General features: G+C 32.3%; 9 protein-coding genes. All 9 read right to left on the reverse strand.

Annotated elements, in window-relative coordinates; genetic code table 11:
• Nucleotides 1–82: 82 nt before the first annotated feature.
• Nucleotides 83–694: a hypothetical protein gene (locus tag D1614_RS22740; RefSeq protein WP_147384349.1), complete on the reverse strand. Its 612-nt coding sequence runs from the start codon at nt 692–694 to the stop codon at nt 83–85.
• Between the two features lie 130 nt (nt 695–824).
• Entirely contained in the window at nt 825–1,376 is a 552-nt protein-coding gene (locus D1614_RS22745; protein ID WP_119440299.1) for a hypothetical protein, read from the reverse strand.
• Nucleotides 1,377–1,826 carry a hypothetical protein gene (locus tag D1614_RS22750; protein WP_119440300.1) on the reverse strand — a complete coding sequence of 150 codons (450 nt, stop codon included), beginning with the start codon at nt 1,824–1,826 and terminating at the stop codon, nt 1,377–1,379.
• A gap of 1 nt (nt 1,827) precedes the next feature.
• Nucleotides 1,828–2,454, reverse strand: coding sequence for a hypothetical protein (locus D1614_RS22755; protein ID WP_119440301.1), 627 nt, complete (start codon nt 2,452–2,454; stop codon nt 1,828–1,830).
• Nucleotides 2,451–3,926 (reverse strand): ATP-binding protein, encoded by a 1,476-nt coding sequence (locus D1614_RS22760; protein ID WP_119440302.1) that lies wholly within the window; start codon nt 3,924–3,926, stop codon nt 2,451–2,453. Before D1614_RS22760 ends, D1614_RS22755 begins: the two co-directional genes overlap by 4 nt.
• 17 nt (nt 3,927–3,943) lie before the next feature.
• Nucleotides 3,944–7,258: a DEAD/DEAH box helicase gene (locus D1614_RS22765; RefSeq protein WP_119440303.1), complete on the reverse strand. Its 3,315-nt coding sequence runs from the start codon at nt 7,256–7,258 to the stop codon at nt 3,944–3,946.
• Nucleotides 7,259–7,286: 28 nt separating this feature from the next.
• Nucleotides 7,287–10,724: an Eco57I restriction-modification methylase domain-containing protein gene (locus D1614_RS22770; RefSeq protein ID WP_119440304.1), complete on the reverse strand. Its 3,438-nt coding sequence runs from the start codon at nt 10,722–10,724 to the stop codon at nt 7,287–7,289.
• Nucleotides 10,725–10,729: 5 nt separating this feature from the next.
• Nucleotides 10,730–14,026 (reverse strand): SNF2-related protein, encoded by a 3,297-nt coding sequence (locus D1614_RS22775; protein ID WP_241558154.1) that lies wholly within the window; start codon nt 14,024–14,026, stop codon nt 10,730–10,732.
• A complete protein-coding gene (locus D1614_RS22780; protein ID WP_119440305.1) occupies nt 14,026–14,310 on the reverse strand; it encodes a helix-turn-helix domain-containing protein in 285 nt (94 codons plus the stop codon). The genes D1614_RS22775 and D1614_RS22780 overlap by 1 nt, the downstream gene beginning before the upstream one ends.
• Nucleotides 14,311–14,366 lie beyond the last annotated feature (56 nt).

Genomic DNA, 14,366 nt, shown 5'->3' on the forward strand with positions numbered 1-14,366 from the left:
ACAACATCTTAGCTGCTTTTCTTTTTATACATACCAGATACATACAAAATAATGGAAAAAGAGCAATGAACAGAAACTACGATTACCTCTGTATATCCTTCGTTAACTCTCTGTATTTCAACCACCTTTTGTGGTCTTCATATTTCACTTTTTGTCTCATCCATCGTTCATACTCATTTTCATAAGGATGAGCAAATATTACTATCCGCTGTTTCTTCCCAATCACTTCATGAATTATCTCATGAACAGTTCCCCTGTAGTACCCATTTCTATCTGCTAACTCAAATTCAATTTCCTCTCCCATTCTTGGAATTACAGGAAGGACAACATCTAATGAAAACATTCTTTCATTTTCATCACCTATAGTTCTACCCTTATCATCATGATACTCATTCCAATGCCTTGAAATCAAAACACGGCATTCTATTTCATTGACCATTAAGGGATTTCTAAAAAAGGAATATTTGAGTTCTTGTCTTAACTTCTTTAACCATGCATTACACTTAGTAACTGTAATGCCTAAATCAGCAGCTAATTTTTTGTTGGACGGAATTTCCTCCGCACCATCAATGAATTCTATTTTCTTAGTTCTCAACAAACCAATTAATGGTTGTAATCTCGATGCTTTAATCCTGCGTAATTCATCTTTCAACCTGATTAATGAAAGGATTAAATAATAATAGTTTGTCCCCATAACTTTTTTCAGAGGCTACGTTTCGCATTATGGTATTGTTATTAAAATTAAAAGGGATTTTTAGGGTAATTACCAGAACAGCAAGATAATTACACAAAAGTAGATTGCAGAATTAGATTAAAATAGGTCTTCACATATTGGCAAAATAGGACTTCACCTTCTTCGCATAATTCTCATGTAATTCAAGTTTATAGTATGGATGCCTGTAAAGTGGGAATAATGGTCTACCTAAATAATTATCTGTTGCAGATACAGGAATTGGAGCGTTACCTTCATAGAAATCACGAGCTTTTATTTTTAAGCAATCACGCTTTAATAATACCTTATAAATAACTTCTGAGGTAAGAAATACTGGAATATCTGAAGTTCCATCAATTCGGTCAAATTCATTCTTCCTCGCTGGTATTGATTTAGAGGCTAATAAATTCCATTCCTGATTCTTGCTTGTTTCTTTTGACTGATATTCTGTTACTAAATTTTGAACGTAAATTTCATTTATTTGGACACCTACCAGTTGTAGGTTCTTTAATATGCCATTAAAGTATCTTTTATCATTTCCAAGGTCAAACACATATTCAAATTTTCTCAGATTCCCATGTTTGTCAAATGCTGTTGGGTCACACCCTAATACCAAGGCTTTGATAGATTCACGATTAATACAATATGGTTTAGGAATATTCATCTAACTATTTAAGAGTTCCTTTTCAACCCAAGCCTTGAACTGACTATAGAACTTTGAATCTAAATTCACAATTTCCCAAGCATCTCTAAATGCTTTTTTAGAAAAAGTATATTTAATTCCTTCAGACCATTCTTCCCAAATTTCTGATTCAATTCTTTTTGATTGACTTAAATAAAATTCCTCGCTACATAAATCAAAATACGCTCGCATGTATCTTAACGTTTTATCTCTTACCTCAGGTTCAAGCTTTGAATAGTCAAAATCCGATTGATTTATTGTTTCTGGAAAATTCAAGATAATTTCCTGATACCTTTTTGTATAGTCAGCAAAGAAATTTAATCTCATTTGTTTCCTGGTCATGTTTGATTGGACAATGATTGTAATTATCGCAACAACAATACCTATCAATGTGATGGCTAAAGTTACTATTTGAATTACCTCTGGTTTCATTTTATTCTTTTGATTTAAACTGCTTAATTATTTCCCCTCTTCTCCTATTTAGCGATGTCAAGAAACCAGACTTAACCTGTGTTAAGGTATAATGAGAGTCATTTGAAAAGAAAAAAGTATCAAATGCATTACATGCTCCAGACCTTTGCATGGCAAAATAAAATGCTATCATATTGGAAAATAGATTATTTAAAGAATTTCCAACAACCGGTTCAAACATTTGTATCTCACCATAAAGACATTCGCTTGTTTCACAAAAACAATCACATAACGACCAATCTTCAAGATTTTTGGAACGTATATATAAGTCTTCGAGAATTAATGCATGGAATAGAAATTCAGTATTTCTTTCTTCTGAAGTTACTTTAGAAAGACCAATCCTATACACGAATTTTTGTCCAGCATCGGCTATTTTTACAAGTTCATGAGAAAAATATTTTTTTTGAAGTTGTAATAGCTTTTTTTTGCTATCGAGAGGTATGATATTCAAATGCAACTCATCTTTTTCCTCGAATTGGTCATCATCACCAAGTATGCTGAAAGTTCCACCACGTTTGAGAAATATTCTCCTACCTGTTGATGTATCAACTAAATGACCTTTTGAATATTTTACTTGATAATTTTTCATGGGATTGCATTTAATTCCGTTCTCAAGTCTCTAACCGCTTGAATAGCGTCATTTAACTCTGATTTTAAAGGATTTATTTCAGGGTCATAATGGCTGAGAGCGTTGTATATTAAAAACCGATATTGTTCTATATCCGTTTTAGTTGCTGGTGCTACATCAGGATAAACGTAATTCCAGAAATCCTGTGATGAATAATCTTTACTCTTTTTCTTAAAGGGAAGTGGCTTACGTTTTTTCGCACAATAATTCATTATAATTTGTTCAAATGCTGAACGTGCATATACAGCACTTGCCTTATAGTCTGAATTATTAAAATGTTCTTGTGATTTATCTAACAAATCTGTGTTATCATCAATTTTGGGAACTTCATAGCCACCATTAACTTCTTGGGCATAAAATTCGATTGTTTTCCATCTGTTCCCATTCAAAAAGCCTTTAGCGTATTCATACCAAGGCTTGTCGTAGGTAGTTAATATTACTTGGTAATCACTAAAATCATCTTCCAAAATTTTTAGTAACGGTAAACGATTTGAAATATCTAACCCAATAAAAATGTCATCCAAGAAAAGCATTTTAAACCTAATCAATTGAGGATGTCGTCTAATCATTCCAAGATATATTGATATGGCAATTGCTGACAAACGAGCCTCGTTTAGAAATAAATGAGGCTTAGTTACAGGAGTGTCGGCATAAGTGAGCTGAACTCTGACATTTCCTCTTTCAAGTGAATCATATTCTGGATTTGGTCTTGCTGGAATGTAACTCAATTTCAAATCAATATTATGACCAAATTTTGTAAGGATGGGTAGTGCATGAGTTAGAATATATTCTGGATTCGGACTGGTTGCTGTTGGCTCAATAAATAATTGACTAAAGGCGTCATTAAATGAGGTTAGAGCCGCATCTACATCTCTCTTTTTACGAGGGGTATTGTACGAAGAATCTGTTTCTTTAGCTATTAGTATTTTTACATCATTCCAGAGTTCACCCAATTCTTTTCCTCCAGTTAAAGCGTACTTAAAATGTTTTAAAACTCCATTAACTAACAGGTTAAATAAATCAATTTCATCATTCTTTTTTAAATGATGTATATCAAGTAAACTTTTATATGTAAGAAAACTCTTGAGGTGATAAATATCCTTTATAGTAGTGTCTGTTGCCAAATTTGTATTGGTTGTAACCATCCCAAATTTGTATTCTTGCACTGTAGTTGGATTTCCACCTGGTCTTGGTTGTAATTTTACGTTTACAAAACAGTTTCCTTGTTTACTCCCTGGAATAAAAATATTCTCGACCTCATTTAGGTTGATTGTTTCCATCGAAGATTGGACAAAGTCTTTTAAAGCATAATACAAAGAACTCTTACCGCTTCCATTTTCTCCATAAATAAACACATTCCGTTTATTGATTTTAATCTTATGTTTTCCGTAAAATGCTTTGTAGTTATTGATTTCAATTGTTTTAATTTTCATAATAAAGTTTAGGTAGATTATTCACTTATGATTACATTGAAATTATTCCCTGTGTTTTTTAGTAGCATATCGGTTGCCCCTAAAAGCTTTAGTTGTTCTGAAGTAATTCTACTCTTTGAAACACCTGGCTGCACTATTTGAATATTACATATTACATTGCACATGCCAGATTCAACCATTTTCTTAATGATAAATAATTCTACATTCCCTCCTTTGCAGAAACGTGAAGGTTTATTTTTAATAATTCGTTGATTCTCCCTTTCTTGAATATGATGAATTAGATTTTCAACCCGATGTTTCCAATGAAAACTTCTTTGTGCCTGACCACAAACAGTGTATAAATCATCCAATCTTGCACCAGGAGTATCTTTTTTCGAAAATTTGCAATGGTACAAATCAAATACTACTTTAGAATAATCATTTTCAAAATATTTTATCCCTATAATGTCACTTACTTCATCTTTATCATCATCGTCAAAAATGATTTTGTAATCATTATCCTTTTCCAATTCTTGTATCATTTGATATTGGATGGAATCCTCACGTACATACTCTTTTCTTTTATCAAACTGAGATTCTTTGGTTATGTCAACTCCCATTGCTTTCCAATCCATTGTTTCAATCCTTGCTGGATTAAATGCCTGAATGTCATATTTGAACTCAAAGAATATATCGTTGTACATTTTTGAGGAATCGGCAAACCTAATGATTGGGGGGAACTCATTAAAAAACTCTTGAATGCTTATGTTTTCATTTCTACCAAAAGAAAACATTAAATCATTTCCAGAAATTTTTAAATAACTATAACCTCTTGAGTTTTTATTTTCACTTAAAACCAAGCTGTAGACAGAAGATAAAAGTGAACTATCTGATATGGAAAAATATAGTTGCCCCTCTCTTGATTTTTCAATATCTAAACTGATTTTGAAATTATGAAATGAATGCCCATTTATGAAAAAATCCGTTTCACGAAAATATAGCTCATCATTCCACATTATAGAAATAGGCTTACATTCTTTCGGATAAGGAGGAACTCTGACTGGCTTAGCAATAAATTGAAATATATCCTGTACGTTAATATCTGGATTTACAAGTTTACCTCCAATACCGTCACACCATTCGCAAAATTCCGGGATTGTTTTAATCATTCTCGACCACACTCTTCCCTTTGAAGAACAGCCAATAGTCATACGCTCACCATTTGAAAATCCTTTCCCGAATAAATTTGCACTTGCCTTGGTTTCTTTTGTAATATCGTCTAAAGCCTCGCCAACATTTCTACCAAATAACTGTGTATAGCTTATTGATTCTTCTGAAATAGGTTTTACACCTAAATTGAACAATTCCAACTGTTCAACTTCATGTAAAGATTTATATATATCAGATTCATTGATAAGATTTATTTGGTCACCTATTATCTTTTTGGCTAATTCTTCATAAAGGCTGCCATTGTTTGAGCTATTAATAAATAATAATTTTTGGATGGGATTATAATAGACAATGAAGAGTTCATAAACATTGTTAATTAGGTCATCTATAACTCCCCATTTCACTGTAGTCTGACTTCTACTAATTATTACTATTAAGTTCTTTTCTTCGTGTACTGCAAATACTGATTGTGTCTTTCTTTTTTCAAAGAAATCCTTATGCTTTTCTGGTCTCCATAATGGATTTGAGGAATTTACCTTATAAACTACGGTACTTAGGGCAGGCGTAATGTTACGTAAAGGTATTTTATACGGAATTTCATCCTCCACAAACTTTTGAAAAAATGATTCTTCTTTATTTAAATTCTCGGCAATTCCCTCATTTGAAGTTCTTAGTATTCTATTCCAATCAGCATCTTTTGCATATAACTTTTTTAAAAGATTATCCTTCAGCTTGCTATCTCCAATATTTGCAATAATGGTTGCTGTGCCTACTTTTTTTGACGAACTTCTGGTAAAACGCCCAAAGAATTGGATGGAAGTTGTTATGTTTTTGTGAATAACATGTAATGCACAAATTTTTAGTTCTGGCAAATCAAAACCTTCACCGAGCATATTAACACATACTATTATTCGAATATTATATTCAGGGGATTTGATTCTTTCAAGAAGTTCCTTTTTTCTTTCAGTCCTACTATGAATCAATACAGGATTAAACTCTGCATACTTTTTATATATTTCAAATATTTCTTCTGCTTTATTAATGTCATCAACCCTTGCCATTAAGACATGGTCATAACCTTCATCTATATCTTTCTTCAGCTGATTTACCGCACGCTGAGCTATTAATTCGTGAACTTTCTTTTCGTTAAACTCTATAACTGGAACAAAATTGATTTCTTTAAAAGAACCATCACGTTGGGCTAATGACAAAGGATAATTATAGATAATTGTTCCTTTCAAGCGTCTTTTGTCATTCCGGAATGGCGTTGCAGTGAATTTTAATACTGGCTTTTTTTGTTGCACAAATGCCAGGGCTATGTTATCCCATGTCGTAGCTTCACAGTGATGAGCTTCGTCAACTATTAAATAATTTGAGGCATTGATAATATGGTTGAAAATTCGAATATCATTTTTTTTACACTCAGCTAAAATTGAATTGGTTGCAATTAATACATTGCATTTTTCATAAAATTCCTGTACTTGCTCCAGGTTTTTAAAAGAAGAAGTCAATATACCGACAAGAGGATTTATAGCATATTTAGATACAATATTAAACTCACTATTTTTCAATATGCCAAGTTCACAAAACTTACCTGCTATTTGGGTTCGTAAAGAGTCTGAAGGAACAATTATTAAAATTTTATTTAACTGTTCGGCTACAGTTAAGCAAAGCATCGTTTCAGTTTTACCTGTCCCGGTTGGCATTACTACAATAGCTGCATTTTTAGAAATACTCCAGTGTGCCTGTATGGCATGTAAAGCTCCAATTTGTGGTGGTCTTAAGCCTTTTATTTTTTCTTCCTTAGTACTTTGTTCTTCTTTCTTGTAACTAAATGCATCATACCAGGAATTATTTACCACCTCGGTACTTGGAAGATTAATTTTTAACAGCTTTTTTTCACATTCACGCAAAACATCAAGAGATGAACGTGACTGGTCCTGGAAATTCACAAAAAAAACTGCATCATAATTGTCAGGAACTTTACTCTTTTGTGTTGAAATAAAGTACTTCCTATCACAATCTGAGTCAAATTCATAACCTTTAAATCCTCTCCCTTCATATTTTCGAAGAATACCTTCTTCTTCGCCAATATGAAACAAGATTCTATTTTTAGAATGGAATCCTTCCCAAGTTGATTTAAATTTGATTTTGGTTTTTTGTTCTTTAAAAAGGAGGTTCATTGAGAATATGGGTTTTAGATTAGTATTATCATTTTAAAGCATCTTTAATTATTCGTACTTCCTCAACACTATCTAAAGTCTCCACATTATTACGAACTGGATGATTAGGGTCATATAATCGCTGGAATTCAATGTTGATAACTGCAAGTTTTTCGGCATCACTTAGTTTCTCACTAATCGATTCTAAACCTTGAAGATGTATTAAGATTTCCTTTTCAGCGGATTTTATTTCAGAAGGAAAAAATAATTCAAAAACCATTGCATCCGATAAATCCTTAAAAAAAGATTTAACAATTAAATTTGAGACTTCAGTTTTCTCCAGAAAATAGATATAACAACCAATTTTATTGTAAATTTCAATGTTAGATGGTATTCGTAGAGGGAAAACATCTAAATCCTTATTTTTTAATTGTGGTGTACTATCTAAGTTAGTTACTAAGTAGTTCTTATAATACCAGTTGTATAGAGAAGAATTAAATAATAACAAAAGGAATTCATTCGATATTAAATTACTTATGGAATAAAAGAAGTATAGTGATTGTTCGGGATAATACCCTGATTTATCATAAGCGCAAATTATAGGGAAACCTGTTTTCCTTAGTAGCACCTTGTTTTTTATTGATAACTTCGATTCGTCTCTGGTTCTACCACCAATATTCTCCCCTTTAAATTCAAAGTAAAATGGTTCTTTAATTACATATGAACCAATTGAAGAACCTTTTAAAACAGGCATCTGTCTTTCATTTTCCTTCATTTTAGTTACCAAACCTGCTAAAGCACCAAAACCAGATGTGGATTTAGCATGATTAATTAAAGGAATGGAGTTTTTCTTTACTCTATTTATTAGTGATTTCGTTCTTAAACTATCAAAGCTTCTAAAAATCAGCTCTGAATCATCCGTAATTTCACTTAATTTGTATGGAATTGAAACCGAATGCGTATCATTTTTAATTAAAAAACCATAATCATTTGTTGGTTTTGATTTTTGACACACAAATGTCATTGTATCAGTAATAATTTGAGGGAAATTCCACTTATAAACTATTTCCTTTAAAATAGAATTTTTAATAAAAAAATTTCTTAGCTCAACGCTTGATTCATTGAACCCAAATCGGTCCGGGATTATAAAATTAAGAATTCCTCTTTCCTTCGTTATTCTATAAGCCTTTTGCAGAAAGAACTCATAAAGATTAGGCATGTAAGAGTTAAAAATATATTGAGATTTGTAAATTTTCAAATTCTTCGATTCGTCAACTTTTTTATATTTTTTAAGTTGTTTACCAATCAAGGCAAGCCAAGGAGGATTCCCAATTACTATATCAAAACCACCGTTGTAATGCCATACTTCTGAAAAATATAATTTATAATCAAAATCTATTTTATATCCAGCAAAAGCTTCGGCAGTACTAAGTAATTGTCTAATCTTACCATTAATTTTTGTCCGTAAATCCTTCTTATATAATTCATCATTTGCTAAAAAGAATTCTTCTTTTAAGTCTTCTAATTCTTTTTCAACATTTAAATCTCGCATCGCATTTTCAGGCAATCCAACTAAAGAGTTTCCACAAACGATTTTATAATCAAGATTGGGTAATGCCTCGATATTATCAAGGTCCTCTTCATCTACCACCAACGATAACCACATACGTAAACGAGCAATATCTGTAGCAGAAGCATCAATATCAACTCCATAAATGCTCTCCTGAATAGTATGACGTTTTAACCTGTAATTATATTTATCGGATTGTTCATCAATCTCTTCTTTTGTAACGTTCAGAATCTCAAGTTTTTTCTTGAGATATTTATTACTGATGTATTGCTTTAATACTAACTGAGCATTTACTAATTCGTGTAACATTCCTACAGGGAATGCACCTGAACCAATAGCAGGGTCACAAATTTTTATATCGGCAAGTTTTTTATCTATTAAGTCGGCATTTAATCTAATACTTTCGGGTAATTGAAATCTATAAGTCTTCGTTTCCTTGCCTTCTCGTAATACTCTTTGGTCGTTTTCTAATGCAAAAAAACCTTTACGGATAAAAATATCAATATCCTCCTTAGGAACAATAATGTGCTTTTGTTCTGACATCAGACTTTTTTGCCCATATTTAATTTCATTCCCCACCAGATATACTTGTGAACCTCCTAATTCAAGATAGGTCGATGGATTATCGTTAATACTATTATCAAGATAATGTATTAAGCTCTCCTGACACATATAGTGGACTATTTCACGAGGTGTGTAAAAAGCTCCTTTGCTTTTACGTTCAGTAACTTCAAGCATATTCTCGAATACCTTACCCAACATTTCAGGGTCAACAGCTACTTCTTTTTCCAGTGGTTCATCCTCTTTTATTGTGAAGTTATATCTGTCAAAAACATCGAGTACACCAGTCCCAATATCTCCTGACTTTTTAACCTTCTCTTGGTTTCTGAACAAATCATTAGGAATAGTAATACCACTATTTTTCCAATCATAATCAGCTTCAAACAATCCACCATTCAAAAATGGCACTTTGCAATGTAACTTTTTGTAATAACCAGGTATCCCTTTATCTGCATGTTTATGTGCCAGTGCCTTATAAAACAATCTTTGTAAATAATACCCAAAGAAGTTATGTCCATTATCCACTGCCTCATAATATAGATTTTGTAAGTATTTTTTATCGCCTTTTCCCCATTTCTCATTTTTGGGAACACCTAACCATCCCTTCTTTTGAATAAAATACAGAAATACTATTTGCCCGAGTAGTTTTTTGGTAAATCTTGGTATATCAATGTCTGCCTCAGCAAGTTGTTCCTTTAAGCCGTTTGTATCATGTTCAAAATGTTCTGATAGTTTAATAAACAATCCTTTATACTGCTCAAAGAATTCATCTGTGACTTTCTCAATGCTAAATGCTTCTTCCAGTTCCTCAATTGTAGGATTATTATATATGTTCTCAAGAAGCGGAAGAAGTTGCTTTTTGGCAGTATGTGCTTGTTCGTGTTTACCAACAAGAAATGAGTATCGTTTTGCTGGAGTAAGTTCTTTGCTTTGTTTAAGCTTTCCTTCACTTACTTCAGTTTTATATTCCAACTTTACATAAGAGAACCGCCAATCAGCGCCATGGTCTGAATTGGAATAGAAGGCTGCCAAGGCATAATCCTTTTCAAAATTTTCTAAATGATTGATTACGAAATTTCTAAGTGATGTTCTGGCTTTATCAAGCTTGGTTTGGTCTTTAACTTCAATTACTAAAACATCAAGAGACTCACCTTTAGGGTCTGTATATTTCCCGATACGTTTATATTGACGAATGTGGTCTTTGAAAGAATCTTTTATCAGATTACCTCGATATTCATTATATTTTGTTGTATCAATATCATTAAGAAGGTTTTTAATGAAAAGAGTAAATTCACTTTCTGCGAATGAGTTACTAAATGTTCGCTCAATGATATTAATTGCTTCGGTCTTATGCATTGGGTTTATTTAATTAGGTATTCAGACAATATGACTTCTCGTTTTAAATAGCCATTATTATGATGATGGTTTTCAAAAACAGTTGCTCTGATATTATTTTGTAATATGTGAAGTACCTTCATTGGGTCAATTGCTCCCTGTTCAACTGCCGATTTTTCAATTGCTTTTTTTATTACCTGTGCAGTCTTTTTAGCAATTGCTCCATCCATAAGAAGCTGTCTCACATTATCCATGAATTCCTCATCAGAATCAGTAAATTTTTTGTAATGTCTAAACTGTTTATCTTTCAGAATACGCTCAATAAAAGCAGTATTTGAACGACCACCTGTAGATTTGGAAGGCTCTTGCTCTTGTGTTGTATCTAAATGAAACTTGGCCTTATTAATGCTAAGTAATTCAAAATAATTATTTGGAATAGGTTGCCTCTTTGTATTGGGTGTGCAAGCAAGCTTATCGACTGCTTCAAAAAAATTAATTTCTTCAGATTTACCTTGTACGATTTGATAGAATTTTTTGAGTTTGCCCAATCTAAAAAAAGTAATCATCTCATGGTTTTCTAAACCAGGTACTTTCATACCAGAACGTGCTTTCTTTGGAAGCTTCTTAATCTTATCAAACAAGTCAGGATTATTATCTCGCAGATTTCTCATCATTTCAAGATATTTAAGTTCAGAAACTTCTTCCTCATCCTCCCCGGAATAAGCTTTCTTGCTGTTCAGCGTATTAAATAATTCCTGACTGCCAATTTCTTCTCCATCAGTAAGATATTTAGCATCTTCTCCCATGATGTAATGAAACATTTGCAGTTTATTGGTAATATTACTTTCAAGCCCTAAATGTCTATCAGAATGAGAGGTAGGAAAAAAATTGAAAATATAGACATGACCATGTTTTGACCCCAACCTGTTAACACGTCCTGCTCGTTGTAAAACACGAGTAGGATTCCAGGGTAAATCATAATTGATAAGTACATTTGAACGATGAAGGTTTATTCCTTCAGCCAGTATGTCTGTTGTAATTAGATATTGAATTTCATCGAGGTGGTCTTTACTATTTGGGTCAAAATTATCTCTAATAATTTCACGAGCATAACTGTGTTTTATTATAGTGGAGTTATTTGAAAATCTTCCTCCCTGAGAAGAATAAAATAATACCTTCCCCGGAAATTCATTATTCAGATTATCATACAAATAATCACCTGTCTCTTTTGATTCTGTAAAGATTACCAGTTTTTGTTTTTTTAAAGTCTTAGTTGATTTTAAATCTATTATAAACTTTTCAAGCTTAGGGTCTTCATCGATATTTTTCCAGATATTTTGAACGTGCTTTAATAGATTCAAATCATAATTTAAATCATCAATGAATTTAGAACCATTGTATGAACCAAAATTTTTTGAAATGTATTTCTGAGCCTTTTCTTCTTCAACCAGTTGTTCGAGTGAATCAAGGTCATCATTATCTAAAAGGTCATAAACATTTGCTTTCTTGCTAATGTAAACTGTTCCTTTATGATACATCTCAATGAACTTTTCGTAGGATATAATAAAACGATTTACACTTTTTTTGAATGCATAAAAGCTACTTTCTAACCTTTTCACAAGAATACCTTTCATGAAACCACCAACGTTTCTTTGTTGCTGTTTCTCAAACTCTGTCAATCCTTTATTGTAATAAAGAAGAGGTATATATCTCGCATATTTAAAAGTATGAAGCAGTTCTATCGTTTGATTAAAAATAGATTCAAGATTCCCTTTAAAATTATATACTATCCTTCCAGGGTCATCAACTTCAGGAAATATCAAATCTTGTTTGGACATATCATCTTTAAAAAAAGTTTTAACATCGCTTCTGGTTCTTCTGACCATTACAAATTTTAAAACCTTATCTCTGATTGTGTCCGATACTTCTTTAATTGCAATTTTGTATTCTTCCTGAGATTCTGGAGACAAATCATTTTTATCTGGTTTAGCTTCTCTTAGCTTGCGTTTTAGCGCATTAAAGAATCGTTCCAGATTTGGTACACCAGGAATAGTAGAATTTTTAGGAGGCTGAAATAACTTGAGTTGAGCAAAAATATCATCTACGGTGTTGTTGAGCGGGGTTGCTGTAACAAGAATAACTTTCTTTCCCCGGCAAATGTCCATCAAGTTTGCATACGACTGAGTAGCTTCATTTCTAAACCTATGTGCTTCATCTACCACAACATATTTGAATTTTGCAAAATCATTCTTCAAAATATGGTCAAGTTTCCCCAATGATTCAACTTTATGACTTCGTACACCAAAATCACGCAGTGAATCCTCCCAATATTCTTTAAGCACTGGAGGACAAATTACCAAAATATGACCTTGAAGCTGTTGAAGCAGCATCGCTGTAATAAATGTTTTGCCAAGACCAACAACATCAGCAAGGAAGACACCGTTATACGTCTCTAATATTTTTTTAGCACTTGTGGCTGCCTGACGTTGGTATCTCAAATCCATAAACCCTTGTGGCAAATACGGTTCGTACTCATCTTCAAGATTAATATCTTCTTCCAAGTATTCATAAATTGACTTGAGATACAACTCATAAGGTGTAATTGAATCATTCAACCATGTTTTCTTTGTTGCAGCGTCAATAAAATCTTCTGAAATGTCAACAGAATCCTTCCACAATTCTTCAAATTGCTGCAAGGCAAAATCAACATCCGCTTTATTTTTTAATTCAACATTGAACTCACGTTGGGCAACGAGTCCTGATTCTGAAAAATTACTTGAACCAGTAATTACAGAACCATATTGAATTGGGCTAATTTTTTCGTTGTACCTTTTGATATATACCTTAGCATGGATATTTTTTGATGGATAGGCTCTTATTTCCATCTTTTTTCCATTACCTAATTGGTATTTAGGCAAGTCCTGGTCAGGACAATTAGTTTGCAGAAACTCAACAAATTTTCTTACTCCGATTTCTAATTGATTATCATTCTCATTCGACTCTTCAATTTCTGAAATCAAATTCTCTTGAAATAAACTCTTGGTCCGTTGGTGAGATTCAAAATCAATAGTTCCATTCTCCTCATTGATTTGCATTATTTCATAAGCTCTTTTATCGACATTAAGACCAACAAGTATTCTTATTTTCTCTACATCCTCCAACGACCTATATAGTTGGTAAAAACCACTTGAACGAAAGTACCCAACTAATACATCGAAAAACTTAGTTTCGTTTAAAGTTGATTTAAAACGATTTAGTAAAGTTTGTCCAGGTGTGTTAGTGAAAAACGTTAGGTCAGTATTTTCCTTATTGATAGAACTCATTAAAATTCATGTATATGGGATTGAACAATAGCAATCGCACTTTTAGCGATACTTTCATCTTTAATCAAATCATATATTTTTCCAGCAAGCCATAATGTTAGCAATTCTGATTCTTCAACTTCAAATATTTTAGATAACTTCTGAACCTGCTCCCTTTTTGCATTTCTTTCTCCACGTTCAATCTTACTGTACATTGGAGTATCAATTTCAAGTTTGGCAGCCAATTGTCGTTGAAGAAATTCCTTTTGTTCCCTTAATTCTTTCAGTCTTTTCCCAAGAAACATAATTTATTTTTTTTGACTTGTCTGTATTTGGCTAATTTAAGAAAGAAAAAGCAAAA

The organism is Maribellus luteus (assembly GCF_003576475.1).
Taxonomy (GTDB): Bacteria; Bacteroidota; Bacteroidia; order Bacteroidales; family Prolixibacteraceae; genus Draconibacterium; species Draconibacterium luteum.